Source organism: Erwinia sp. PsM31 (genome assembly GCF_030433775.1).
Taxonomy (GTDB): domain Bacteria; phylum Pseudomonadota; class Gammaproteobacteria; order Enterobacterales; family Enterobacteriaceae; genus Erwinia; species Erwinia aeris.
Genome location: NZ_JARUWZ010000032.1, coordinates 17,651 through 40,753 on the forward strand (window position 1 = coordinate 17,651; position 23,103 = coordinate 40,753).

25 protein-coding genes are annotated in these 23,103 nt (G+C 57.3%); 9 read left to right on the top strand and 16 right to left on the bottom strand.

The features are described from left to right. Positions 1–32: 32 nt before the first annotated feature. Genes mltC through mutY form a run of 3 tightly spaced genes read right to left on the bottom strand, consistent with a single transcriptional unit; the run spans position 33 to position 2,509 of the window. On the bottom strand, positions 33–1,109 hold the full coding sequence (gene mltC / locus QCD69_RS19240) for a membrane-bound lytic murein transglycosylase MltC (RefSeq protein WP_199746323.1): 1,077 nt from the start codon (positions 1,107–1,109) through the stop codon (positions 33–35). Between the two features lie 51 nt (positions 1,110–1,160). Continuing rightward, a complete protein-coding gene (locus QCD69_RS19245; protein ID WP_125287307.1) occupies positions 1,161–1,433 on the bottom strand; it encodes an oxidative damage protection protein in 273 nt (90 codons plus the stop codon). Beyond that, on the bottom strand, positions 1,433–2,509 hold the full coding sequence (mutY, locus tag QCD69_RS19250) for an A/G-specific adenine glycosylase (protein ID WP_301253216.1): 1,077 nt from the start codon (positions 2,507–2,509) through the stop codon (positions 1,433–1,435). Before mutY ends, QCD69_RS19245 begins: the two co-directional genes overlap by 1 nt. Before the next feature lie 155 nt (positions 2,510–2,664). Between mutY and trmB the strand changes: the two genes are divergently transcribed. The 3 genes from trmB (at position 2,665) to QCD69_RS19265 (ending at position 4,502) form a co-directional block, all read left to right on the top strand. Beyond that, positions 2,665–3,384 (top strand): tRNA (guanosine(46)-N7)-methyltransferase TrmB, encoded by a 720-nt coding sequence (gene trmB, locus QCD69_RS19255; protein ID WP_253458581.1) that lies wholly within the window; start codon positions 2,665–2,667, stop codon positions 3,382–3,384. After that, complete coding sequence (locus tag QCD69_RS19260) at positions 3,384–3,710, top strand: YggL family protein (protein ID WP_253458583.1); 327 nt, start codon at positions 3,384–3,386, stop codon at positions 3,708–3,710. Before trmB ends, QCD69_RS19260 begins: the two co-directional genes overlap by 1 nt. Positions 3,711–3,794: 84 nt before the next feature. After that, on the top strand, positions 3,795–4,502 hold the full coding sequence (locus QCD69_RS19265; protein ID WP_253458585.1) for a DUF2884 domain-containing protein: 708 nt from the start codon (positions 3,795–3,797) through the stop codon (positions 4,500–4,502). Positions 4,503–4,757: 255 nt separating this feature from the next. Here QCD69_RS19265 and hemW read toward each other — a convergent pair whose 3' ends face one another. From hemW to QCD69_RS19285, 4 genes are read right to left on the bottom strand one after another with little or no spacing between them, the layout of a single operon-like run. Then, entirely contained in the window at positions 4,758–5,894 is a 1,137-nt protein-coding gene (gene hemW / locus QCD69_RS19270) for a radical SAM family heme chaperone HemW (RefSeq protein WP_253458587.1), read from the bottom strand. Continuing rightward, positions 5,887–6,480, bottom strand: coding sequence for an RdgB/HAM1 family non-canonical purine NTP pyrophosphatase (gene rdgB / locus QCD69_RS19275; RefSeq protein WP_253458589.1), 594 nt, complete (start codon positions 6,478–6,480; stop codon positions 5,887–5,889). Before rdgB ends, hemW begins: the two co-directional genes overlap by 8 nt. A gap of 30 nt (positions 6,481–6,510) precedes the next feature. Next, a complete protein-coding gene (locus QCD69_RS19280; RefSeq protein ID WP_253458591.1) occupies positions 6,511–7,062 on the bottom strand; it encodes a YggT family protein in 552 nt (183 codons plus the stop codon). Between the two features lie 15 nt (positions 7,063–7,077). Beyond that, a complete protein-coding gene (locus tag QCD69_RS19285) occupies positions 7,078–7,776 on the bottom strand; it encodes a YggS family pyridoxal phosphate-dependent enzyme (RefSeq protein WP_253458593.1) in 699 nt (232 codons plus the stop codon). A 15-nt stretch (positions 7,777–7,791) separates the two neighbouring features. On the opposite strand from QCD69_RS19285, the gene QCD69_RS19290 reads away from it, so the two are divergent. Further along, positions 7,792–8,787, top strand: a complete 996-nt coding sequence (locus QCD69_RS19290; protein WP_253458596.1) for a type IV pilus twitching motility protein PilT — start codon at positions 7,792–7,794, stop codon at positions 8,785–8,787. An 84-nt stretch (positions 8,788–8,871) separates the two neighbouring features. Continuing rightward, positions 8,872–9,018, top strand: a complete 147-nt coding sequence (locus QCD69_RS19295) for a hypothetical protein (RefSeq protein ID WP_301253200.1) — start codon at positions 8,872–8,874, stop codon at positions 9,016–9,018. 9 nt (positions 9,019–9,027) lie between these two features. On the opposite strand, the gene ruvX is transcribed toward QCD69_RS19295, so the two are convergent. The 8 genes from ruvX to metK form a co-directional block, all read right to left on the bottom strand. Continuing rightward, positions 9,028–9,450, bottom strand: a complete 423-nt coding sequence (ruvX, locus tag QCD69_RS19300) for a Holliday junction resolvase RuvX (RefSeq protein ID WP_125287317.1) — start codon at positions 9,448–9,450, stop codon at positions 9,028–9,030. Next, complete coding sequence (locus tag QCD69_RS19305; RefSeq protein WP_125287318.1) at positions 9,450–10,013, bottom strand: YqgE/AlgH family protein; 564 nt, start codon at positions 10,011–10,013, stop codon at positions 9,450–9,452. The genes ruvX and QCD69_RS19305 overlap by 1 nt, the downstream gene beginning before the upstream one ends. A 90-nt stretch (positions 10,014–10,103) precedes the next feature. Then, positions 10,104–11,048 carry a glutathione synthase gene (gshB, locus tag QCD69_RS19310; protein WP_125287319.1) on the bottom strand — a complete coding sequence of 315 codons (945 nt, stop codon included), beginning with the start codon at positions 11,046–11,048 and terminating at the stop codon, positions 10,104–10,106. A 54-nt stretch (positions 11,049–11,102) separates the two neighbouring features. Beyond that, the gene (rsmE, locus tag QCD69_RS19315) at positions 11,103–11,834 is read right to left on the bottom strand and encodes a 16S rRNA (uracil(1498)-N(3))-methyltransferase (RefSeq protein ID WP_253458602.1); all 732 of its coding nucleotides are present in this window, start codon (positions 11,832–11,834) and stop codon (positions 11,103–11,105) included. Positions 11,835–11,906: 72 nt separating this feature from the next. Then, positions 11,907–12,611, bottom strand: coding sequence for a deoxyribonuclease I (gene endA / locus QCD69_RS19320; RefSeq protein ID WP_253458605.1), 705 nt, complete (start codon positions 12,609–12,611; stop codon positions 11,907–11,909). A 107-nt stretch (positions 12,612–12,718) separates the two neighbouring features. Next, positions 12,719–13,231, bottom strand: coding sequence for a SprT family zinc-dependent metalloprotease (locus QCD69_RS19325; RefSeq protein WP_253458608.1), 513 nt, complete (start codon positions 13,229–13,231; stop codon positions 12,719–12,721). Between the two features lie 69 nt (positions 13,232–13,300). Then, complete coding sequence (locus QCD69_RS19330) at positions 13,301–14,698, bottom strand: sugar porter family MFS transporter (protein ID WP_253458610.1); 1,398 nt, start codon at positions 14,696–14,698, stop codon at positions 13,301–13,303. Positions 14,699–15,111: 413 nt separating this feature from the next. Beyond that, complete coding sequence (gene metK / locus QCD69_RS19335; protein WP_253458613.1) at positions 15,112–16,266, bottom strand: methionine adenosyltransferase; 1,155 nt, start codon at positions 16,264–16,266, stop codon at positions 15,112–15,114. 626 nt (positions 16,267–16,892) lie between these two features. On the opposite strand from metK, the gene QCD69_RS22905 reads away from it, so the two are divergent. From QCD69_RS22905 to speB, 3 genes are all read left to right on the top strand, one after another. Then, the gene (locus QCD69_RS22905) at positions 16,893–16,994 is read left to right on the top strand and encodes a hypothetical protein (protein ID WP_367317868.1); all 102 of its coding nucleotides are present in this window, start codon (positions 16,893–16,895) and stop codon (positions 16,992–16,994) included. Next, positions 16,987–18,963: a biosynthetic arginine decarboxylase gene (gene speA / locus QCD69_RS19340; protein WP_125287325.1), complete on the top strand. Its 1,977-nt coding sequence runs from the start codon at positions 16,987–16,989 to the stop codon at positions 18,961–18,963. Before QCD69_RS22905 ends, speA begins: the two co-directional genes overlap by 8 nt. Positions 18,964–19,104: 141 nt before the next feature. Next, positions 19,105–20,028, top strand: coding sequence for an agmatinase (speB, locus tag QCD69_RS19345; protein WP_125287326.1), 924 nt, complete (start codon positions 19,105–19,107; stop codon positions 20,026–20,028). Positions 20,029–20,069: 41 nt separating this feature from the next. Here speB and QCD69_RS19350 read toward each other — a convergent pair whose 3' ends face one another. Then, positions 20,070–20,822, bottom strand: coding sequence for a M48 family metallopeptidase (locus tag QCD69_RS19350; RefSeq protein ID WP_125287327.1), 753 nt, complete (start codon positions 20,820–20,822; stop codon positions 20,070–20,072). A gap of 274 nt (positions 20,823–21,096) precedes the next feature. Between QCD69_RS19350 and tkt the strand changes: the two genes are divergently transcribed. Continuing rightward, complete coding sequence (gene tkt / locus QCD69_RS19355; protein ID WP_301253204.1) at positions 21,097–23,088, top strand: transketolase; 1,992 nt, start codon at positions 21,097–21,099, stop codon at positions 23,086–23,088. The last annotated feature ends 15 nt before the right edge of the window (positions 23,089–23,103 follow it).

The window sequence follows — 23,103 nt, forward strand, 5'->3', positions numbered from 1 at the left end:
CACCCGGAACGTCCGCGCTACCCGCAGCAATACTAATAGCGATGGTAGCTCTTCTGCGCGTTGTTCACTTTATAAAGATAGCGACGCGACTCGGCAGAAGGGTGGTTGGTGGTCAGCGTTTGATACACCTCCGCAGGCGACAGATCGTTAATCGCGCTGAAGGCCCGATTCTTATCGCTGGAGAAGACTCTCAGTACGCTGCCCGCGCCGCCGTTATAGGCTGTGATCACCGCATAGCGCCGTGACAGCGGATTCGCGATGCCGGAAAGGTAGCTGTCCTGCAGCAGCGAAAGATAGGCCGTCCCCGCATCGATATTGTTTTCCGGATCGAGCAGGTAGCTGCGGCTCGGCTTGCCCCATTTCCCTTTCATGCGGAACACGTCCGCGCCGGCGGTATGCTGCACCACCTGCATCAGGCCCAGCGCGTCAGAATGGCTGACCGCATAGGGGTTGAAGCTCGATTCAATCTGCATGATCGCCAGGATCAGCGCCTGATCCACGCCGTATTTCTCCGCCGCCTTGCGCACCATCGGCAGATATTTATGCGCACGCTTGTCCAGATGGTTGGGCACCATCGGGATAGTAACCGACCAGATGATATGCAGACCGGCGTTGCGGCGCTGCAATTTATTCTGGATCAGGTAGTCGGCGAAGCTGGCCGCGCGACCCTGCCAGCGGATCGCCTGGCCGGTATTATCCAGCACCTGACCATAGAGCAGCGGCTCCTGACCCAGCTGAATATCGTTGGCGTCGGAGTAGAGATCGACATTGCCCGGATCTTCGCCAATCAGCAGCGTGGTAATGATCGCCTGACGCAGGCTTGCCATCGGATCCGTACCGGCGATGGTCTCGATAGTGATCTTACCGGCGTCAAAGTTAATATGGCTGCGCGTATAATACTGATCGCTATATTTAACGTAGTCTTTTGGACCGGCGATCAGGACTTCATTAATACCCCAAATATTTTCGATGTTATGGGCAAACTGCCCCATCAGAATGTCGAATCCGTTGGTGTCCTTGACCCACTCTTCGTGGAAAACCGGCTTTTTATTGCTGGAGCAGGAAATCAGCAGCGGCGCGATAACCAGCAAGCCTATCAGTTTCTTCATTATGTCGTGCTACGCCCAAATTGAGGGGGCCTCTATGGCGAGGCCCAACGTTTATTCTGCTGGCGGGGTATAACCTTCGATATGGACATCGTGTCCTTCGAACAGAAATTTCACCATTTCCTGCTCAAGCTGTTTGCGATCTTCCGGGTTCATCATGCTCAGCTTTTTCTCGTTGATCAGCATGGTCTGCTTGCTCATCCACTGCGACCAGGCTTCTTTGGAAATTTCGTTATAGATACGCTTGCCCAGTTCACCCGGATAGAGCTGAAAATCCTGTCCTTCAGCATCGCGCTGCAGGAACGTACAAAAAATGGTTCTGCTCATCACTCTTCCTCTTCTGTTGGAATGCCCATCGGTTGCGGCTGACGCAGCTGCGCCAGCAAGCGCTCCACCGGGGCAGCCAGTCCCACGGACGGCGGCTGCGCTAAGTTATACCAGAGACCCGCGGCTTCATCCATGACCGCGCCTGCGGCAGGCAGTTTCAGCCACATTGGCACAATATCCAGGTGGAAATGGCTGAATGTGTGGCGAAAAGCGATAGTCTGGGTCAGCGCCGCATGATCGATATGGCGGCTGTGCAGCCACTGCCGCAGCTCGTCTTCGCTGGCGAACTGCGGAAAGCAGAACAGCCCGCCCCACAGGCCAACCGGCGGCCGCTGTTCCAGCCACACTTTGTCGTCCCGCTGCATCATCAGCAGATAGCCGGTGCGCTCCGGCAAAATCTGTTTTGGCTTCTTGCCGGGATAAGCGGTCTGGTTGCCCTGCGCACAGGCGATACAGCCCAGCTTCAGCGGACAAATTTCACATTTGGGTTTTGAGCGGGTGCAGACCATCGCGCCCAAATCCATCATCGCCTGGTTAAACTGGCTGACGCCTTCGGCAGGCGTGACCTCTTCGCTAATCTGCCAAAGACGCTTTTCCACCTCTTTTCTGCCCGGCCAGCCCTGAACGGCATAGCAGCGTGCCAGCACTCGCTTGACGTTGCCGTCCAGGATCGGGAAATGCTGACCCAGCGATAAAGAAAGGATCGCACCCGCTGTCGAGCGGCCGACGCCGGGCAGATCGGCAACCTCTGCAAAGGTCTCCGGGAATTTCCCGCCGTGTTTTTCCACTACCTGTACCGCCGCCTTATGCAGATTGCGCGCGCGGGCATAGTAGCCAAGTCCGGTCCATAAATGCAGCACCTCATCCAGCTTTGCGGCAGCCAGATCGGTCACGGTGGGAAAGCGTGCCATAAAGCGTTCAAAGTAAGGGATAACGGTCGCGACCTGCGTTTGTTGCAGCATCACTTCGGAGAGCCAAACTTTATAAGGGGTTTTTGCCAGCTGCCAGGGCAGGGTTTTGCGGCCAAAGCGCTGATACCAGTCCAGTACCTGCTGTGAGAACTGCGGCGCTTGCATCATCTTTGCGAGGTTTCCCCAGTAAATTAAAAATCAGGCTGGGATTCCAGCACAGACCCGTTATGCTGTAAACCGGAAGTTTCCAGGGCTTGCTTAACCGCTGTAACTTTGCATAATGCCCGTTTTTCAGATATTGCAGACCAGCAGGCAGAAACATGAAGAATGATGTGATTACACCGGAGTTTGACGAAAACGGCCGCCCGATGCGCCGTATTCGCAGCTTCGTTCGCCGTCAGGGCCGCCTGACCAAAGGCCAGCAGCACGCGCTGGACCATTTCTGGCCTGTTAAAGGTGTGGAGTATCAGCCGGAACCCGTTGATCTGGCATCCCTTTTTGGCCGCGAGGCGCCGGTGGTGCTGGAGATTGGCTTTGGCATGGGCGCATCGCTGGTGGCGATGGCCGCCGCGAACCCGCAGCAAAACTTTCTGGGTATTGAAGTCCATTCGCCGGGCGTCGGCGCCTGCCTGAGCGCAGCCGACGAGGCGGGCGTGGAGAATCTGCGCGTGATGTGTCACGATGCAGTCGACGTGCTGGAGAAAATGATCCCGGATAATTCGCTGCGTATGGTGCAGCTCTTTTTCCCGGATCCCTGGCATAAAGCGCGCCATAACAAGCGCCGCATCGTTCAGGTGCCTTTTGCCGAGCTGGTGATGCGCAAGCTGAAGCTGGGCGGCGTGTTTCATATGGCGACCGACTGGGAAGCCTATGCGGAACATATGCTGGAAGTAATGAGCAGCATTGCTGGCTACAAAAACCAGTCGGCAACCAACGATTATGTGCCGCGTCCCGATTCGCGGCCGTTAACAAAATTCGAACAGCGCGGCCAGCGTCTTGGCCACGGTGTATGGGATTTGATGTTTGAGAGGATTAAATAATGGCAGCTCAACGCAGTCGTCGCTTGCGTAAAAAAATGCATATCGATGAGTTTCAGGAATTAGGCTTTTCCGTCGCTTTCTCCTTCCCGGAAGATACCAGCGGCGACACCATCGACACCACCCTGGACGCCTTCATTAATGAAGTTATCGATCCCAACGGCCTGGCGTTTGACGGCAGCGGCTTCCTGCAGTGGGAAGGGCTGGTCTGCCTGCAGCAAACCGGCAAGTGCACCGACGAGCACCGCGAGCTGGTGCGTAAATGGCTGGAAGATCGCCAGCTGAATAATATCCAGGTAACCGAACTTTTCGACGTCTGGTGGGACTAATTATCTGCCTGCCGTAGCATAAGCAGGCAAACCGTCCGTTGAGGCCACGCATGCGTGGCCTTTTGTTTCTCAGGAGAAGAGTCAATGCGTAAAGCGATCGTAGCGGCCGCGCTGTTGCTGGCGGCAGGCCAGGCACAGGCCGACTATCAATGTAGCGTCAATCCTCAGGACGATATCGTTATCTCTCCGCAGAACGTCAAGGTAGTGGGCGCCAGCGGCAATCTGATCATCACACCGACCGGCGAGGTACAGCGCAACGGGCAGTCCGCTTCGGTCGATAACGCCACGCGCCAGACCGCCATCGACTATCAGGCCGCGCTGCGCCGCGATTTGCCCTGGATCGATCAGGGAGCGCGTCAGCGTCTGGAAAAAAGCCGCGTGGCGCTGGATAACGTGATCGTCAACAAACTGGGCACGGACAGCAGAGTCCGTAGCCGCCTGACAAAGTTGGACGAGCAGCTGAAGCAGCAGATGAACCGCATTATTGAGCATCGCAACGACGGGCTGACGTTCCATCATCAGGCTATCGAGCAGGTGCGGCAGGACGGCGAAAAGCTGGTGCAGAGCGCGATGGGCGGCGTGATCCAGGACAGCCTTAACGAAATGGGCAGCAAGGTAAACGGCGATAATCCGCTTCAGGCAGTGATGGGTAACCTGGGCGGATTGCAGCAGGCCGTGCAGGCGGAATGGAGCAATCAGGAGGCGGACTTCCAGAACTTCGGACACGAAGTTTGCAACCGCGTGACCGCGCTGGAAGCGCAGCGTAAGACGCTGATTGGCGGATTGAAATAATCCGGCCAGAGCTACTCTTCTGGTGTCTGTACGGGCTGGCTGTAAGCGGCAAAGACTACCGGCACCAGGACGTTATCGCCTTTCTCTTTGTCTAAAGACGTCCATGGGATTTATAGCTGGCAGCGTTGCCATAACGGCAGACTGTGTTAACGGCTTGCGATTAGGCTGGTATTCCGCGCGCCGCGCGTAAAGAGGGGATAGCCGTTTGAAAACACGCCCCGCTTTTTCCGGCGGGGAGTGGGTAAAGCGGGGCGGCTATTCAGCCAGGAACAGCTCCAGCAGTGAGTTCAGGAACAGCTTGCCTTTCTCCGTCACCTGCCAGCTTTGCGCCGTTTCCGTCAGGTAACCTTTCGCCAGCGCCTCATCAAGCTGAGGACGGATAGCTTCCTCACTAAGGCCGGTAAAGCGCGCAAACTCTTCGCGCGGCGCCGCTTCCAGCAGCCGGAAACGGTTCATAAAGAACTCAAACGGCTTTTCTGTTTCCGCGACCTCGTGCTGACGGTCCAGATAATTGCCGTTCATAAAGCCGCGTGGGTGGCGGGTTTTGGCGGTGCGGATAATTCGCCCGTCTGCCTGCGTCAGCTTGCCGTGCGCGCCGCAGCCGATCCCCAGATAGTCGCCGAAGCGCCAGTAGTTGAGGTTATGCTCGCAGCGGTAGCCCGGTTTGGCATAGGCGGAAGTCTCGTACTGCTCGTAACCCGCCGCCGTTAACAGCTGGTGGCCCTGCTCAAAGATATCCCATAACGCGTCATCGTCCGGCAGCACGGGCGGCCTGGAGGCAAACAGCGTGTTGGGTTCGATGGTCAGCTGATACCAGGAAAGATGCGGCGGATCCAGCTCGATAGCCTGGCGCAGGTCGTCCAGCGCCTCCGCCAGCGACTGATCGGGCAGGCCATGCATCAAATCAAGGTTAAAGCTGCGCAGGCCCAGCCCCTGAGCCAGCTTCGCCGCGCGCTTCGCTTCTTCCGGGCCGTGAATGCGGCCAAGACGCGTCAGCTTCTGCTGGCTGAAGCTTTGCACGCCAATCGAGATGCGGTTGATACCGGCGCGCTGATAGCCGCTGAAGCGATCGGCCTCGACGGTGCCCGGGTTCGCCTCCATGGTGATTTCCGCCGTTGGCGAGAGCGGCAGCCTTGCCCGCACGCCGTCCATCAGCATCTGCATCGCCTCGCTGCTCAGCAGGCTGGGCGTGCCGCCGCCGATAAAGATTGTGCCAACCTCGCGGCCAGCCGCCAGCGGCAGATCGGCATCCAGGTCGGCCAGTAAATGCCGGACATACTCCTCGTGCGGCACTTCGCCCTTCAGCGCATGCGAGTTGAAATCGCAGTAGGGACATTTCTGTACGCACCACGGAATATGAATATAGAGGCTGAGCGGCGGCAGATTATGCATTGCGCATCGCTTCCAGCAGCAGGGCCAGCGCTTTGCCACGATGGGAAACCGCGCGTTTCTCTTCTTTGCTCAGCTCTGCGGCGGTTTTGCCCAGCGCCGGTACAAAGAACACGGGATCGTAGCCGAAGCCGCCTTCGCCGCTGACGGCACGGGCGATTTCTCCCTGCCAGCAGCCGTGAAACACCAGCGGCGTGGGGTCTTCAGCATGGCGCAGATAAACCAGCACGCAGTGGAACTGCGCCTGGCGCTGGCCGTCCGCCACGTTTTCCATCGCTTCCAGCAGCTTGTCGATATTCTGCCGATCGCTGGCCTCCGCGCCGGCGTAGCGCGCGGAATAGATGCCAGGCGCGCCGCCCAGCGCGTCCACCGCCAGCCCGGAGTCGTCGGCAATCGCCGGCAAACCGGTGATAGCCGCAGCGTGACGCGCTTTCAGCAGGGCATTCTCGATAAAGGTCAGGCCGGTCTCTTCGGCCGACTCCACGCCACACTCGGTCTGCGCCACGATATCCAGGCCAAAGGCGGCCAGCTTATCGGCCAGTTCACGAACTTTTCCGGCATTGCCGGTGGCGAGCACTACTTTTTGCATATCAGGTCCAGAAGTTAACTACCGTACAAATTAAAGCTGCGCCCAGCCGGGAACAAAGTCCATTCCCAGATAGTTCAGCATATAGAGGATCAGGATCACCGCCATCGCCGAGAAGTCGATGCCGCCCATCGCCGGAATAAGGCGACGCACGGGTGCCATCAGCGGCTCAGTCAGCTGGATCAGCACGTAATCCACCGGGTTGCGGCCCTGGCTTATCCAGCTCATCAGCGAGCGAATGATAATCACCCAGAATACCAGCACGCCGGCGGCTTTCACCAGCGACACCAGGCCGAAATAGAGGAAGACCGGATCGAAAATAAATACGCTGCTCTGAAGCGTGAACATCACGGTAAACAGCAGCACGCTCAGCACATAGGCCAGCAGTAAAGACGCGGTATCCAGCGGCCCGATAGAGGGAATGACCCGGCGCATCGGGCGGATCACCGGCTGGGTGATCTTAACGATAAACTGCGAGAACGGATTATAAAAATCGCATCTTGCCCACTGCATCCAGATACGCAGCAGCAGCACTTTCACGTAAAGATTAATTATCGTTGAGACCAGAAAAGTCAACGTCAGCATGGAGTCCCTCAAAAGTTAGTTAGTGGCGCCGTAATCGCGCGCGCCAAATATGGCGGTGCCAATGCGCACCATGGTCGTACCTGCCTCAATAGCCGCATCCATATCGTCGCTCATCCCCAGAGAGAGCGTGTCGACGGAGGCATAACTCTTTTTCAGTTCGCTAAAGGCTGCCGCCATCCGGCGACAAACGGCCAGCTGGTGCTGATAATCCGCCTCCGGCGCGGGGATCGCCATCAGGCCGCGCAGCGTTAAACGCGGCAGCTGAGCAATCTCCCGAGCCAGATCCGGCAGCGCAGCCAGCATGATGCCAGATTTACTCTGCTCGTCGCTGATATTTATCTGGATCAGCACATTCAACGGCGGTAAATCGGCCGGACGCTGTTCGTTCAGCCTTGCGGCGATCTTCAGCCGATCCACCGTATGGCACCAGGCAAAGTTTTCCGCTACCAGCCGACTTTTGTTGGATTGCAGCGGCCCGATAAAGTGCCACGCCAGCGCGGAATTGTTAAGCGCCTGGATTTTATCGACGCCTTCCTGCACGTAGTTTTCGCCAAAGGCAAGCTGGCCCGCCGCCGCCGCTTCTTCGACCGCGCTCGCAGGTTTTGTTTTGCTCACTGCAAGCAGCGTAATTTCTGCTGGATCGCGGCCGCATCGTGCGGCTGCCGCTGAGATCCGCTCGCGTATCTGCTGTAAGTTGTGCTGAATCGGGGTCATAGTCAGGGAGTTAATATGGATATTGAGGAATTAGTGGCGCTTAGTGTAAAGCATAACGCCGGGGATCTGCACCTCTGTAGTGGTCATTATCCGTTCTGGCGGCTGGCCGGCAGGCTGGAGGCGATACCGGGCGGTCTTCCTGCCAGCGACGAGCTGCTGCTAAAAATTAGTCAGGCGTGGCTGGATGCCGATCAGCAACGCGAATTCGCTCGCGCAGGCCAGCTGGATTTCGCGCTGACGCTGGCCGACGGCACGCGGCTGCGGGCGAATCTGTTCCGGCAGCGGCGGGGTATTTCGCTGGCGCTGCGCTTTATCACCAGCCGCTGTCCCGAGCTGGCGGAGCTGGATCTACCGCCGATAGTAAAGGAGCTGCTCCGGCTGCAGGACGGGCTGGTATTGGTGACGGGCGCGACGGGCAGCGGCAAATCAACCACGCTGGCTGCGCTTATCGGCGCGATTAACCAGCAGCAGCACCGCCATATCCTGACGCTGGAAGATCCGGTGGAGTTTATTCACCGCAGCGAGCGATCGCTTATCCAGCAGCGGGAGATAGGCCGGCACTGCGTCTCTTTCAGCACCGGGCTGCGGGCGGCGCTGCGTCAGGATCCGGACGTCATCCTGCTGGGCGAGCTGCGCGATAGCGACACCATCCAGCTGGCTTTGACGGCGGCAGAAACCGGGCATCTGGTGCTGGCGACGCTGCACACGCGCGGCGCGGCGCAGGCGGTGGACAGGCTGGTGGACGTTTTTCCCGGCGCGGAGAAAAACCTGATCCGCAGCCAGCTGGCCGGCAGCCTGAAAGCGGTGATTGCGCAAAAGCTGGTGCCGGGCGTGACCAGGGGTCGGGTAGCGCTGTTTGAGGTGCTGATTAATACCCCTGCCACGAGCAGCTTGATTCGCGAGGGCAAAACGCATCAGCTGCCGGGCGTGCTGCAAACCGGCGCGCAGCTGGGTATGCAGACGTTTGAGCAAAGTTTGCAGGCGCGGCGGCAGGCCGGGCTGGTGGCGTGATTTCAGGTGAAGACGGAGGTGTAACGGAAAGCGGGGCTGATAGCGTAATGGCAGGCGTTACTGGCAAGTGGAGCTGGAGAAGTAATGGCAATCGAGACTGGCAGCCGCTGGTGCTGGGGCGTGGCGGCAATCGAAACGGGCGGGTGGCGGTGCTGGTGGCGTAACGTTAAGCGGTGCTGGTGCACGAGCCGGGCGACGTTACGCGGCCCGGCGGTAAAAGTGAAGCGATAAACGAGCCGACTAGCTCCACGCGTTCTCAAACCAGCTTTCGAGGATGATCACGGCCGAAAGGGAATCGACGCTGCCCTTGTTCAGCGCCCGAAAGCCGCCGCGTGAAAAGAGGTCAGCCCTGGCTTCCACGGTGCTGAGGCGCTCATCGTGCAGCTCTACCTTGACGCCAAAGCGGCCGTGCAGCCGGTTGGCAAATTTGCGCGCTCTGGCGGTTAGCGGCTGTTCGGTGCCGTCCATATTTAACGGCAGACCGACCACAACATGATCCGGCTGCCACTCTTTCAGCAACGCCTCGATTTTGCTCCAGTCGGGCGTGCCATCCTGCGCTTTTAACGCGGGAAGCGGGCGGGCGGTGCCGGTAAGCTGTTGGCCTATCGCCACGCCGATGCTTTTGGTGCCGAAATCGAAGGCCAGCAGAGTAAGGTGGCTCATCAGGCGTGTCCAACATCGCTGGTGATATTGTGAATATCCACGCCGATGCTTTTCGCCGCTTCGCGCCAGCGTTCGGCCACGGGCGTTTTAAACAGAATATTGCTGTTGGCCGGAATGGTCAGCCAGGCGTTTTCCAGCAGCTCGTTTTCCAGCTGGTCTTTCTCCCAGGCGCAGTAGCCCAGCGCGACCAGTACGCTTTCCGGCTGCTCCGGCGTGCCCAGCGTTTCCAGCACGTCGCGGGAGGTGGTGATCACCGTATTATCGGAAACGCGAATGCTGGACGCGTAGGTATGCTGAGCCGAGTGCAAAATAAAACCGCGATCTTCTGCCAGCGGGCCGCCGGCAAAAACCGGCTTGTCGAGTTTGACTTCGGGTTCGCGCGGGGTTGGCATAATTTTTAACTTCTTAAGAATGCCGTCGACGGTAAGATTTTCCATCGGTTTATTAACGATAATACCCATGGCGCCTTCGTCATTGTGTTCGCAGATATAAACAACCGAACGTTTGAACAAAGGATCCAGCAGCGTGGGCATGGCAATCAAAAAATGATGCTGTAAATTCATATCAGGATTCTGTAGTCGGGTTGCCCGCCTGTGGTAAAGGCCGCAGGCGAACAACAGGGTTAGCACGAAGGCCCGTCAATCCTTTTCTTATCAGGCCAGTCGTTTTTCAATCGCATCCATAAGCATACCAGTAATTGAAATCGGGAATGCGGCCTCGATCTCACGTATGCAGGTCGGGCTGGTCACGTTAATTTCCGTCAGCTTGTCGCCGATGATATCCAGGCCGACAAAAATCAGGCCCTTTTGCTTCAGCATTGGGCCGACGCGGCGGGCAATTTCCCAGTCGCTTTCGGACAGCGGACGCGCTTCGCCACGGCCGCCGGCCGCCAGGTTGCCACGCGTTTCGCCCGATTTGGGAATGCGAGCCAGGCAGTAAGGCACGGGTTCACCATCCACCACCAGCACGCGCTTGTCGCCTTCTTTAATCGCTGGCAGATAGTTCTGCGCCATGCAGTAGAAGCTGCCATGCTCGGTCAGCGTTTCAATAATCACCGACAGGTTTGGATCTTCCTGCTTCACGCGGAAAATAGAGGCGCCGCCCATGCCGTCCAGCGGTTTCAGGATAATGTCGCCGTGCTCCTGCCAGAAATCGCGGATCTGCTGCGCGCTGCGGGTCACCAGCGTGTCCGGCGTCAGCTCAGCAAACCAGGCGGTATAGAGCTTCTCGTTGCAGTCGCGCAGGCTCTGCGGCTTATTCACGATCAGCGTGCCTTTTTCTTCCGCGCGCTCAAGGATGTAGGTCGCGTAGATAAATTCGGTGTCGAAAGGCGGATCTTTACGCATCAGCACTACGTTCAGGTCGGCCAGCGCAATATCCTGCTCGCTGCCGAACTCGTACCATTTGTCGTAGTTTTGCTCAACGCTCAACAGACGCGTTGCGGCGCGCGCTTCACCGCCGCGCAGATAGAGATCTTTCATCTCCATATAGTGAATTTCATAACCGCGGCGCTGTGCTTCCAGCAGCATCGCGAAGCTGCTGTCTTTTTTAATATTGATGGCGCTAATCGGGTCCATCACAATGCCAAGCTTAATCATTAGTCTCTCCAGTTGAGCTTTCTTGCCTGCCGTTTTTCTCGTCAGTGCCTGTTATCAGCCTAAATCGCCAAACCGCACCTGAAGGGCGGTAATGGCGGTTAGCGCGGTGGTCTCCGTGCGCAGCACGCGAGGCCCTAAAAGGATATCGGTAAAGCCGTAGCGCGCCGTCATCGCGATCTCATCCGCCGTCAGGCCGCCTTCCGGGCCAATCAGCAAACGGACGCGTTCCACGGGCTGCGGCAGGGTATTGATGCTTTGGCTCGCTCTCGGGTGCAGATTGAGCTTCAGGCTGCTGTCCTCTTCGGCGCTCCAGGCCTCCAGCGTCATTGCTTCACGCACCTCCGGCACGCGATTTCTGCCGCACTGCTCGCAGGCGGCAATCACAATTTTTTGCCACTGCTGGATTTTTTTCGCCAGCCTTTGGGCATCAAGCTTTACGCCACAGCGCTCAGAAAACAAGGGGGTGATGCTGTTTACGCCCAGTTCCACCGCTTTTTGAATGGTGAACTCCATCTTCTCGCCGCGCGACATCACCTGGCCTAAATGCAGGTGAAGCGGGGATTCACGGCACTCTTCGCGACTTTCCTGCACGGCGACGCGCACATTTTTCTTATCCGCCTGCACGATTTCGGCGCTAAATGTCAGATTAGTACCATCGAACAATTCCAGGCGCTGACCGGCGTTCATCCGCAGTACGCGTCCTACGTGATTTGCCGCTTCTTCGTTGAGGAAAACTTCACTGCCGACGACCAGCGGTTCGGCATGATAAATGCGGGGTATACGCATGGGGATCCTGATAAAAGTAACTGGCCGCGGCGGGCGCGGCCAAGACATGCTGTCCAGTTTAGGCCACAGATTTTACCGCTGGCAAGCACGCTGTACATAGGGGTTGTGGTTGCCCTGGACTTTTGCGATGCGGTTATCGCGCTCGCATTCCCAGGCGGTAACCGGATACTGCTTGTCCCAGACCGTCATCAGCTGAGTCTGCTGTTTCGACATCGCAATCTGGTACTGGTCGCGCATATAGAACCAGGTGCGGGCGATGGCGCCGCGCGCGCGCGCTGGCGGTTCAGCCTGCTTGTTCTTGAAATCGATCTTCATTTCGCACTGGCCGTACTGATGCTCGCTGCCGTTCCACTGGCTGTACATAAAGTTGCCGCGATCGCCGTTAACCTCGCCGATGGCGGGCTGCAGGTTATGCAGATCGGACTCTATACGGCGATAGCCCGCGTCTTTGGCGCACTGTTTTCTGCCGCCATCCTGCCAGCACTGGCGCTGGTGGCCGAAAGTCCAGGCGGGCACCACGTGCTCCCACTCGATGCGGTTAGCGCGGTTGGCGTTTTTGCGCACCTGATAGCCGCAGGAGGCGAGGTCCGGCACGCCTTTTTTCCCCTGCCAGTTAATCTTACAGCCGCAGTAGAAAGAGCCTGGCGCATCGGCATTGATTTGCGCGGCATAGGCTTTTGCCTGGCTGAAATTATTCTGATGGTAGTTGTTGGGGCTTAACCCGTGGGCAAAGAAGGCGGTCAGCAGCGAAAAGCAGCCAATAATTTTGCGTAACATAGTCCGGTTTTCTGTCAGTCAATAAAGCGGCGAGAGTAGCAGAAGCGCCGGATAACAGGAAATCGTCGCGTGCTTTATCAGCGCTTTTTTTGACGCCAGGCCGATTTTTATGCGGGCGTAAACGTGCCGGGCAGCAATTTTTCGCCGCAGTGAACGCAGCGGTATTCGCTTTCGCCGCGCGTGACCCGGTTATGGCGACGCACGGTCAGCTGATGCTGCTGACAGCGGCAGCGATAGGGGAAAGCGCGGCTGCGCACCGATTCGATAGCAAACTGGTGGGTGCGTCGTGCAGGCACGCCCAGCACGCTTTCCATCATCCACTTCCACTCTTTGCCATGCGGCGCCACGCGGCCAAACTGTTTCCATACCAGCAGATGCGCCAGCTCGTGCGGCACCACTTCATTGATAAAAGCTTCCTGATTTTCCAGCAGCAGCACCGGATTCAGGCGGATCTCCCAGGCTTCCAGCCAGGCGGTGCCCGCAGCCGTACCGCGCTGCTGATAAACCAGCTTTGGTTCAGGATAGTGACGTTCAAGGCGCTGATTAGCCTGCTGCAGCTTGTCGCGCAGCGAACGCATCACGGCCTGTTGTAGGGCTATTGGAAGTCGAGGGGATTTCATGGTGCAGAGGATACGACGTGAGGCAGGGGAATTCAATGAAGCTGGCCGGGTTGCCCCGGCCAGTGAAGCTTAGTCGCGCTGACCGATGTCGCGCAGCTTTTTGCCGCTTAACAGGTTGCGTTCGATATGCTCAAGAGAAACGTTTTTGGTTTCCGGGATCAGCATAATCGTCAGAATAATAAAGAGGATATTCAGACCTGCGTAGACCCAGAAGGTATTGGCGTTGCCCAGCGTGTTCAGCATGGTCAGGAAGGTCGCCCCGACGATCATGTTGGCAATCCAGTTGGTCGCCGTAGAAACGGTGATACCAAAATCGCGGCCTTTCAGCGGCTGAATTTCAGAACACAGTACCCAGATCAGCGGGCCGGCGCTCATGGCGAAGCCAATGATAAACATCAGCAGCATAGCGATAGCAAAGTACTGTGCACCGGCAGAGTGAATGCCGATATGCAGCATGGTACCCAGCACGCCCATACCGATCGCCATGACCAGGAAGCCCAACTTCAGGGTCGGCTTACGGCCCCAGCGATCCACCAGACCGATAGCGATAAAGGTCGCCAGCACGTTGATCAGACCAACGATAACGGTGCCCCACATCTGCTCGGTGGTATTGGTAAAGCCGGCAATTTCAAAAATTTTCGGCGCGTAGTACATGATGACGTTCATACCGGTGAACTGCTGCATAACCTGTAGCAGAATACCCAGCCAGACCGCACGGCGGAAATTACCGTTGTTTTTGAACAGATTCCAGCCGGACTGTTTGATCTTCAGGCTTTCACGAATTTCATCCAGCTCGCGTTTTGCCTGCTCGCTGGTGTCGCGCAGGCGATCCAGCACGCGCTGCGCATCGCGGAAGTTGCCTTTCGCCGCCAGCCAGCGCGGGCTGTTAGGCAGGAAGCAGACGCCGACCAGCAGCAGGGCCGCCGGGATAGTGATAATGCCCAGCATCCAGCGCCATTCGCCGGTGTAGCTGAACGCGGTATCGGAGAGATAGGCACCCAGAATACCGATGGTGATCATCAGCTGGTACAGCGAGATCATGCTGCCGCGAATTTTTTCCGGTGCGATTTCAGAAAGGTAAAGCGGAGCGGTAAAGGAAGCCACGCCGACGGCCAGGCCCAGCAGCACGCGCGCCACAATCAGCATATCCGCGTTTCCCGCCATGGCTGACCACAGCGAGCCGATAACGAACAGCACGGCGCCAATCATCAGGCTCTTTTTACGACCGAGGTAAGAGGACATCCAGCCGCTGCCGACGGCGCCGACGGCGGCACCGAACATCATCGAGCTGACAATCCATTCCTGCTGGTGGGCAGTGACGTTGAAATCTTTCGCAATGAAAGGTAAAGCGCCGGCAATCACGCCGATATCCAGCCCGAAAAGCAGGCCGGCGAGTGCGGCGAGTAAACATACGAACAAGGTCATCGCCTTGTTGGATGTTCTGCTCTGTTTCTTATTATCAGGCATGAAGCCTCCATATTAGTGGTACTGTATATTGTTTTTATAAATGTTAAAAAAACCCGGCGCGAAAGACTGTGCGGGCGATCACACGGTGTAATCGGTTACACACCAGATCTTTCTGAAAACAGTGGTTTTCATACGCGCTTACGCTTTATAACCGTTCAGGCATAGCACTAAATAGCTTCTCCTGGTTCCCTGCTGGCCCTCTATCGGACAGCGCTGAAAATAGCGCATTCCCGCTACTCTTGTTAAGGCTGGAAATTCTTAATTATCAGATGCTGCCTGATGTTTCTGGATGTAACCGTTAACATGCGGGGCGACGAAGGCCTGCAAAAGTGTATACGGAGTTTACCAATCTGCCAGCCAGCGGGCAGCAAAAAGGGCACCCTTTAGGTGCCCTTGATGCGATAGGTAAAACCTTACTTCAGGCCAGCCGCTTCGCGCAGCTGTGCGGCCTTGTCGGTTTTTTCCCATGGGAAGTGCTCGCGGCCAAAGTGACCGTAAGCCGCAGTTTCGCGGTAGATTGGGTGCAGCAGATCCAGCATCTGGATCAGGCCGTAAGGACGCAGGTCGAAGAACTCGCGTACCAGCAGCGTCAGCTGTTCGGTAGAGATTTTTTCTGTACCAAAGGTTTCTACCATGATGGAAGTCGGTTCCGCAACGCCGATGGCGTAAGAAACCTGGATTTCACAGCGATCGGCCAGGCCGGCAGCCACGATGTTCTTGGCCACGTAGCGTGCCGCGTAGGCTGCGGAACGGTCAACTTTTGACGGATCCTTACCGGAGAACGCGCCGCCACCGTGACGAGCCATGCCGCCGTAGGTGTCCACGATGATTTTACGACCGGTCAGGCCGCAATCGCCCATCGGGCCGCCGATAACGAAACGGCCGGTCGGGTTGATATGGTATTTGGTACCGGCGTTGATCCATTCAGCTGGCAGAACCGGCTTGATGATCTCTTCCATCACCGCTTCCTGCAGCGCTTTCTGATCGATATCTTCTGAATGCTGCGTAGAAAGCACTACCGCGTCGATACCAACGATTTTGCCCGCATCGTACTGGAAAGTGATCTGGCTTTTCGCATCCGGACGCAGCCACGGCAGGGTGCCGTTTTTACGCACTTCGGACTGACGCTGCACCAGACGGTGCGCGTAGGTCACCGGCGCAGGCATCAGCACGTCGGTTTCGTTGGTGGCATAGCCGAACATCAGGCCCTGATCGCCCGCGCCCTGTTCCAGCGGATCGGCGCGATCCACGCCCTGGTTGATATCCGGTGACTGTTTGCCGATAGCATTCAGCACCGCGCAGGAGTTGGCATCAAAGCCCATGTCGGAATGAACATAGCCGATTTCACGCACGGTATTACGGGTGATCTCTTCGATATCTACCCATGCGCTGGTGGTGATTTCGCCACCGACCAGCACCATGCCGGTTTTTACGTAGGTTTCACAGGCGACGCGGGCTTTCGGATCCTGCTCAAGGATGGCATCCAGCACGGCATCAGAGATCTGGTCGGCGATTTTATCGGGATGGCCTTCTGAGACGGACTCGGAAGTAAAAAGGTGTTTAGCCATTTATTCTTTACCTTACTGAAACGGGTTGGGATCGACTGCATAGCGCTAAAAAGAAACGGTTTTCTCTCTCTGCGCCCCCTCAGGCAAAGCCATGAGCAGTACAATAATTTAATTTAAGACGCTTAGAAGTTAACCAGTATAGATGGATTCACATCTGGACGGCTATTTTAGGTTACTCGTTAAACAGATTGCCAGCATTTTTTATCGGAAACAACCGGGGGATTTTGTAAAAATTACCGTGTCCCTTGTTGTTCCTTACATTTAAATTTTGCATTCCTGTCGTGCTGATTGTATAAAACGCCGCTGCTGTAAGCCGGGTTTGCCGGTATCAGCGGCAGGCGCGTCAGCGAGAGGATTTTTCGCTGGCCTTTTCCTCCCGGTTTCCCCAAGCGGAGCTGAATACGGTCATGATCGCAACCGGTTCATTGCGCCATTCCGGCGCACGCAAACTCTTCCTGTCCTGTTTTCCTGCCTCGGCGCCGTGCCGATGTAGCGCCGGTCGTGATGCCGGCATTAATTGTCGATAATCTCCTCCTTCTCGTTTCTCAGCGCAGCTGGGTGCCGGAGTCCGCGACGTGTTTAATGTTATACTTCTGATATCGCCTGGTGCGGTTCCTCAGCGTTTTATGCTGGGATGCCCGGTAGTCGATGGGTTGTTGTCGTGGGTTTTCCCTGCGATAGTAGTTAACTGTTCCGCATCATTGAAATTCGAGGCTCGCGATGTCTGACGACAGCAAGATGATTAAGGGTTCGTCAGCAGGCGAACAGGGTGTACTCCGCTCAATGCAGGAGGTGGCCATGAGCGATCAAGATGCCAGCAAAATGCTGCGCACCTACAATATTGCCTGGTGGGGCAATAATTATTACGACGTCAATGAGCTGGGGCATATCAGCGTCTGTCCCGATCCCGACGTGCCGGAAGCGCGCGTCGATCTGGCCCGGCTGGTTAAAGAGCGCGAGGCCGAAGGGCAACGCCTGCCCGCGCTGTTCTGTTTCCCTCAAATTTTACAGCATCGCCTGCGCTCCATTAACGCAGCGTTTAAGCGCGCGCGGGAATCCTATGGCTATCGCGGCGACTATTTCCTGGTCTATCCGATCAAGGTTAACCAGCATAAGCGCGTGATCGAATCGCTGATCAACTCCGGCGAGCCGCTGGGGCTGGAAGCGGGCTCCAAAGCGGAGCTGATGGCGGTGCTGGCGCACGCGGGCATGACCCGTTCAGTGATCGTCTGTAACGGCTACAAAGACCGTGAATATATTCGTCTGGCGCTGATCGGCGAAAAGATGGGCCACAAAGTCTATCTGGTGCTGGAAAAGATGACCGAAGTGAAGCTGGTGCTGGAAGAAGCGGAACGCCTGAACGTGGTGCCGCGTCTTGGCATCCGCGCGCGCCTGGCCTCGCAGGGCTCCGGCAAATGGCAGTCCAGCGGTGGCGAAAAGTCCAAGTTTGGCCTGTCCGCTACGCAGGTGCTGAAGCTGGTTGAGATCATGCGCGAAGCCGGCAGAATGGAAAGCCTGCAGCTGCTGCACTTCCACCTCGGCTCGCAGATGGCGAATATCCGCGATATCGCCACCGGCGTACGCGAATCGGCACGTTTCTATGTCGAACTGGCGAAGCTGGGCGTCAACATCCAGTGCTTCGACGTGGGCGGCGGCCTGGGCGTGGACTATGAGGGAACGCGTTCCCAGTCCGACTGTTCGGTCAACTACGGCCTGAACGAATACGCCAACAACGTGATCTGGGCTATCGGCGATGCGTGTGAGGAGCACAATCTGCCGCATCCGACGGTCATCACCGAATCAGGTCGCGCGGTTACCGCGCACCATACCGTGCTGGTTTCCAACATCATTGGCGTGGAACGCAACGAGTTTATTACGCCGGAGTCGCCGCCAGCGGATGCGCCTCGCCCGATTATCAGCCTGTGGGATACGTGGCAGGAGATGCACGAGCTGAACAATCGTCGCTCGCTGCGTGAATGGCTGCACGACAGCCAGATGGATCTGTTTGATATCCATACGGGCTACTCTCAGGGCATTTACAATCTGGAGCAGCGCGCCTGGGCCGAGCAGCTTTACCTGAGCGTTTGTAACTACATTCAGCAGCATCTGGATCCGGGTAACCGCGCGCACCGTCCGATTATCGACGAGCTGCAGGAGCGTATGGCGGATAAGATTTACGTCAACTTCTCGCTGTTCCAGTCCATGCCGGACGCGTGGGGCATCGATCAGCTGTTCCCGGTGCTGCCGCTGGAAGGGCTGGATAAAAAGCCGGAGCGCCGCGCCGTGCTGCTGGATATTACCTGTGATTCAGACGGCACCATCGACCACTATGTGGACGGCGACGGTATCGCTACCACCATGCCGATGCCGCAGTACGACGTGGATAATCCGCCGATGCTGGGCTTCTTTATGGTCGGCGCGTATCAGGAAATCCTGGGCAATATGCACAACCTGTTCGGCGATACCGAAGCGGTTGACGTTTATGCTTACGCGGATGGCCGTGTTGATGTGCAGCTGTCGGACGAAGGCGATACCGTAGCGGACATGCTGGAATACGTGCAGCTGGATCCGAACGAGCTGCTGACGCATTTCCGCAAGCAGATTGCCGAATCCGATCTGGACGACGAGCTGCGCGCGCAGTTTATCGAAGAGTTTGAAGCGGGCCTCTACGGCTACACTTATCTGGAAGATGAGTAAGCCTTAGCCGCGCGGTCGGGCGGCGCTTTTCCGCCTGACAACCTGAACCCAATCCCTTTCTCGTCGGGCCTAACGACGCGACGGGGATTTTTTTTAGCTATAACAGCAAGGCCAGCCTGGCCGACAGCAAGAGAGGGGCTTATGTATAATACTCTGGGCAACCAGTACGATAACTCTTTGGTTTCCAATGCTTTTGGTTTTATGCGTTTTCCGGTTAACTTCCAGCCGTACGACAGCGACGCCGAATGGGTGATCACCGGCGTACCGTTTGACGCGGCCACGTCCGGCCGTCCCGGCAGCCGCTTAGGGCCGGGCGCCATCCGTCAGATCTCCACTAACCTGGCCTGGGAAGGCTGCCGCTGGCCGTGGAATTTCGATCTGCGTCAGCGTCTGAACGTCGTTGACTGCGGCGACCTGGTTTACGCTTTTGGCGATTCGCAGGATATGAGCGACAAATTGCAGGCCCATGCCGAGAAGCTGCTGGCTAACGGCAAACGCATGATGACCTTTGGCGGCGACCACTACGTCACGCTGCCGCTGCTGCGCGCGCACGCGAAACACTTCGGCAAAATGGCGCTGGTGCATTTTGATGCGCATACCGATACCTATTCCAACGGCCCGAAGTTCGACCACGGCACCATGTTCTACACCGCGCCGCAGGAAGGGCTGATCGATCCGACGCGCTCCGTGCAGATTGGTATTCGCACCGAGTTCGATGCATCGCTGGGCTTCAATGTGCTGGATGCGGCGCAGATTAACGATCGCAGCGTCGACGATATCATCGCACAGGTGAAAGAGATCGTGGGCGATATGCCTGTTTATCTGACTTTTGATATCGACTGTCTGGATCCGGCTCACGCGCCGGGCACGGGCACGCCTGTTGTCGGCGGTCTGACCTCGGACAAAGCAACTAAGCTGGTGCGCGGTCTGCAAGGGCTGAACATTGTGGGCATGGATCTGGTGGAAGTCGCGCCGGGCTATGACCAGTCCGATATCACTGCGCTGGCCGCCGCCACGCTGGCGCTGGATATGCTGCACGTTCAGGCTGTGAATAAAGGCGAGTAATCGTCGAAAGGGGCCAGCCGCAGGGCTGGCCTTGTTCAGGCTTATTTTCCGGCTTCGATGCGCGCTTTAATATGCGCCGCGCGGGATTCGGAAGAAGGGTGAGAATCGAACATGGTGCTCGCGCTGCCGCCTTCCAGCTTCGCCAGTTTCTCAAAGCTGGTTTCCAGACCCAGCGGGCTGATACCGCGTTTTTTCAGCAGATCGAACGAGTAGTCGTCCGCCTGTGACTCCTGTTTTTGTGAGAACTGCGCGTTAACCAGCTTTTCGCCCAGATCGCCCAGCTGCGACTGCGACAGCGTAGCGGCAATACCGCCAACGGATGCGGCCGCGGTACGCGCTGCGGTGGTGCCGTAAGCGACCTGCATCGCGCGGCGGGTATGGCCCAGCGCCACGTGGCCCATTTCATGGCCCAGCACGCCTTCCACTTCGTTGTCCGTCATCATATCCATCAGGCCGCTGTAAACGCGGATACAGCCGTTGGCCATCGCCCAGGCGTTGACGTCTTTGGTCAGGTAAACCTTATAGTTAGCAGGCGTGCCGTTGATGTTATCGCCAAGCGCGGCGGCGATTTTATTCAGGCGCTGGGTGTAAACGCTGTCGGCGGGTGCAATCTGCGCTTCGCTGTCCATTTGCTCGCACGATTTTACGCTCAGCTCTTTTACCTGCGCGTCGCTAAGCGAAGCGGCCTGATAAGCCTGCGCGCCAGACTGCAACAGCGCGTTGCTGTCAAAATTCTGACAGCCGGTCAGTGCGGTAGCGACGGCCAGCGCCATCAGAGAAGCGGGTATTTTCATATTTCCATCCATTAGATAACAAGGTAATAAAAACAAACACCTGCCGTTAAAGGCAGGGAATAAGACTGGCACTATGTTAACTTCCTGCGCGCTAATGCATAGTTCCAACGTCTGAAAAACGCAAGTATGGCCCTGTTTTTTTGCACTTTTCGCCATGTACATTCGGCTGCTCTTTCATGTACATTGAGGGTCGTCTTTTGCAGCTTTGCCTGATAACTCATTGATTAAAATAGGTTAAGGACGGCGAAGCCTTTAATCCGACCTGGAGTAGAACATGTCTTCTCGTAAAGAGCTTGCGAACGCCATTCGCGCATTAAGTATGGATGCTGTACAGAAAGCGAAATCCGGCCACCCTGGCGCGCCCATGGGCATGGCGGATATTGCCGAAGTGTTATGGCGTGATTTCCTGAACCATAACCCAACCAACCCGCTGTGGGCCGACCGTGACCGCTTCGTGCTGTCCAACGGCCACGGCTCAATGCTGATTTACAGCCTGCTGCACCTCTCTGGCTACGATCTGCCGATTGCCGAGCTGGCGAACTTCCGTCAGCTGCATTCCAAAACTCCAGGTCACCCGGAATACGGCTACACCGCCGGCGTTGAAACCACCACCGGCCCGCTGGGGCAGGGCATCGCCAACGCCGTGGGTATGGCTATCGCCGAGCGCACGCTGGCCGCGCAGTTCAACCGTCCAGGCCATAACGTTGTCGATCATAATACCTACGTGTTTATGGGCGACGGCTGCATGATGGAAGGGATCTCGCACGAAGTTTGCTCGCTGGCCGGTACGCTGAAGCTGGGCAAGCTGGTGGCTTTCTATGATGATAACGGCATCTCGATTGATGGTCACATCGACGGCTGGTTCACGGACGATACCGCACAGCGTTTTGAAGCCTACGGCTGGCACGTGGTGCGCGGCGTGGACGGCCACGACGCGGAAGCGATCCGCAAAGCGGTTGAAGAAGCAAAAGCGGTCAGCGACAAGCCTTCACTGCTGATGTGCAAAACCGTAATTGGTTTCGGCTCGCCGAACAAAGCTGGCACGCACGATTCCCACGGCGCGCCGCTGGGCGACGAAGAAATCGCGCTGACCCGTAAACAGCTGGGCTGGCACCACGCGCCGTTTGAAATCCCTCAGGATATCTACGCGCAGTGGGATGCTAAAGAAGCGGGCAAGGCGAAAGAAGCGGCCTGGAACGAGAAGTTCGCGGCCTATGCCAAAGCTTATCCCGAGCTGGCTCTGGAGTTCCAGCGCCGCACCAAAAACGAGCTGCCGGAAAACTGGCAGGCCGAGTCGCAGAAATTCATTGAGCAGCTGCAGGCCAATCCGGCCAAAATCGCCAGCCGTAAAGCCTCACAAAACGCGCTGGAAGCTTTCGGCAAGCTGCTGCCGGAATATCTGGGCGGCTCCGCCGACCTGGCGCCAAGCAACCTGACAATGTGGTCTGGTTCTAAGCCGATCAACGAAGACGCGGCGGGCAACTATATTCACTACGGCGTGCGTGAGTTCGGCATGACCGCTATCGCCAACGGCATTACGCTGCACGGCGGTTTCCTGCCGTATACCGCCACCTTCCTGATGTTTGTGGAATATGCGCGTAACGCTGCCCGTATGGCCGCGCTGATGAAAATCCGTCAGGTGATGGTCTATACCCACGACTCTATCGGTCTGGGTGAAGATGGCCCGACGCACCAGCCGGTTGAGCAGCTGGCCAGCCTGCGCGTCACGCCGAACATGAGCGTATGGCGTCCGTGCGACCAGGTTGAGTCTGCGGTAGCCTGGAAATATGCGATTGAGCGTCACGACGGCCCAACCGCGCTGATCTTCTCCCGCCAGAACCTCGCGCAGCAGGATCGCAGCGCCGAGCAGCTGGCTAACGTGGCTCGCGGCGCCTATATCCTGAAAGATTGCGACGGCACGCCGGAAGTGATCCTGATTGCGACCGGTTCTGAAGTGGAGCTGGCGGTTGGTGCTTACGAGAAGCTGAGCGCGGAAGGGCGTAAGGCGCGCGTGGTGTCCATGCCGTCTACCGATGCTTTCGACAAGCAGGATGCGGCCTATCGTGAAGCCGTACTGCCGAAAGCGGTTGGCGCGCGCGTGGCGATTGAAGCCGGTATCGCCGATTACTGGTTCAAATACACCGGCCTGCATGGCGCGGTGGTTGGCATGACCACCTTTGGCGAGTCGGCACCGGCCGAGAAGCTGTTTGAAATCTTCGGCTTCACCGTAGACAACGTGCTCGCTAAAGCGAAAGAGCTGCTGTAATAAACCGGGTTCGCC

What these genes read in the sequence shown, in the direction of transcription:
- mltC (WP_199746323.1), bottom strand. Translation starts at nt 1,109, where the DNA reads ATGAAGAAACTGATAGGCTTGCTGGTTATCGCGCCGCTGCTGATTTCC.
- QCD69_RS19330 (WP_253458610.1), bottom strand. Translation starts at nt 14,698, where the DNA reads ATGCCTGATAATAAGAAACAGAGCAGAACATCCAACAAGGCGATGACC.
- tkt (WP_301253204.1), top strand. Translation starts at nt 21,097, where the DNA reads ATGTCTTCTCGTAAAGAGCTTGCGAACGCCATTCGCGCATTAAGTATG.
- QCD69_RS22905 (WP_367317868.1), top strand. Translation starts at nt 16,893, where the DNA reads ATGCTGGGATGCCCGGTAGTCGATGGGTTGTTGTCGTGGGTTTTCCCT.
- QCD69_RS19305 (WP_125287318.1), bottom strand. Translation starts at nt 10,013, where the DNA reads ATGAATTTACAGCATCATTTTTTGATTGCCATGCCCACGCTGCTGGAT.
- rsmE (WP_253458602.1), bottom strand. Translation starts at nt 11,834, where the DNA reads ATGCGTATACCCCGCATTTATCATGCCGAACCGCTGGTCGTCGGCAGT.
- metK (WP_253458613.1), bottom strand. Translation starts at nt 16,266, where the DNA reads ATGGCTAAACACCTTTTTACTTCCGAGTCCGTCTCAGAAGGCCATCCC.
- rdgB (WP_253458589.1), bottom strand. Translation starts at nt 6,480, where the DNA reads ATGCAAAAAGTAGTGCTCGCCACCGGCAATGCCGGAAAAGTTCGTGAA.
- QCD69_RS19325 (WP_253458608.1), bottom strand. Translation starts at nt 13,231, where the DNA reads ATGAAATCCCCTCGACTTCCAATAGCCCTACAACAGGCCGTGATGCGT.
- hemW (WP_253458587.1), bottom strand. Translation starts at nt 5,894, where the DNA reads ATGCATAATCTGCCGCCGCTCAGCCTCTATATTCATATTCCGTGGTGC.
- gshB (WP_125287319.1), bottom strand. Translation starts at nt 11,048, where the DNA reads ATGATTAAGCTTGGCATTGTGATGGACCCGATTAGCGCCATCAATATT.
- QCD69_RS19245 (WP_125287307.1), bottom strand. Translation starts at nt 1,433, where the DNA reads ATGAGCAGAACCATTTTTTGTACGTTCCTGCAGCGCGATGCTGAAGGA.
- ruvX (WP_125287317.1), bottom strand. Translation starts at nt 9,450, where the DNA reads ATGAGCCACCTTACTCTGCTGGCCTTCGATTTCGGCACCAAAAGCATC.
- mutY (WP_301253216.1), bottom strand. Translation starts at nt 2,509, where the DNA reads ATGCAAGCGCCGCAGTTCTCACAGCAGGTACTGGACTGGTATCAGCGC.
- QCD69_RS19350 (WP_125287327.1), bottom strand. Translation starts at nt 20,822, where the DNA reads ATGAAAATACCCGCTTCTCTGATGGCGCTGGCCGTCGCTACCGCACTG.
- QCD69_RS19285 (WP_253458593.1), bottom strand. Translation starts at nt 7,776, where the DNA reads ATGACCCCGATTCAGCACAACTTACAGCAGATACGCGAGCGGATCTCA.
- speB (WP_125287326.1), top strand. Translation starts at nt 19,105, where the DNA reads ATGTATAATACTCTGGGCAACCAGTACGATAACTCTTTGGTTTCCAAT.
- QCD69_RS19290 (WP_253458596.1), top strand. Translation starts at nt 7,792, where the DNA reads ATGGATATTGAGGAATTAGTGGCGCTTAGTGTAAAGCATAACGCCGGG.
- speA (WP_125287325.1), top strand. Translation starts at nt 16,987, where the DNA reads ATGTCTGACGACAGCAAGATGATTAAGGGTTCGTCAGCAGGCGAACAG.
- QCD69_RS19280 (WP_253458591.1), bottom strand. Translation starts at nt 7,062, where the DNA reads ATGCTGACGTTGACTTTTCTGGTCTCAACGATAATTAATCTTTACGTG.
- QCD69_RS19265 (WP_253458585.1), top strand. Translation starts at nt 3,795, where the DNA reads ATGCGTAAAGCGATCGTAGCGGCCGCGCTGTTGCTGGCGGCAGGCCAG.
- QCD69_RS19260 (WP_253458583.1), top strand. Translation starts at nt 3,384, where the DNA reads ATGGCAGCTCAACGCAGTCGTCGCTTGCGTAAAAAAATGCATATCGAT.
- QCD69_RS19295 (WP_301253200.1), top strand. Translation starts at nt 8,872, where the DNA reads ATGGCAATCGAGACTGGCAGCCGCTGGTGCTGGGGCGTGGCGGCAATC.
- trmB (WP_253458581.1), top strand. Translation starts at nt 2,665, where the DNA reads ATGAAGAATGATGTGATTACACCGGAGTTTGACGAAAACGGCCGCCCG.
- endA (WP_253458605.1), bottom strand. Translation starts at nt 12,611, where the DNA reads ATGTTACGCAAAATTATTGGCTGCTTTTCGCTGCTGACCGCCTTCTTT.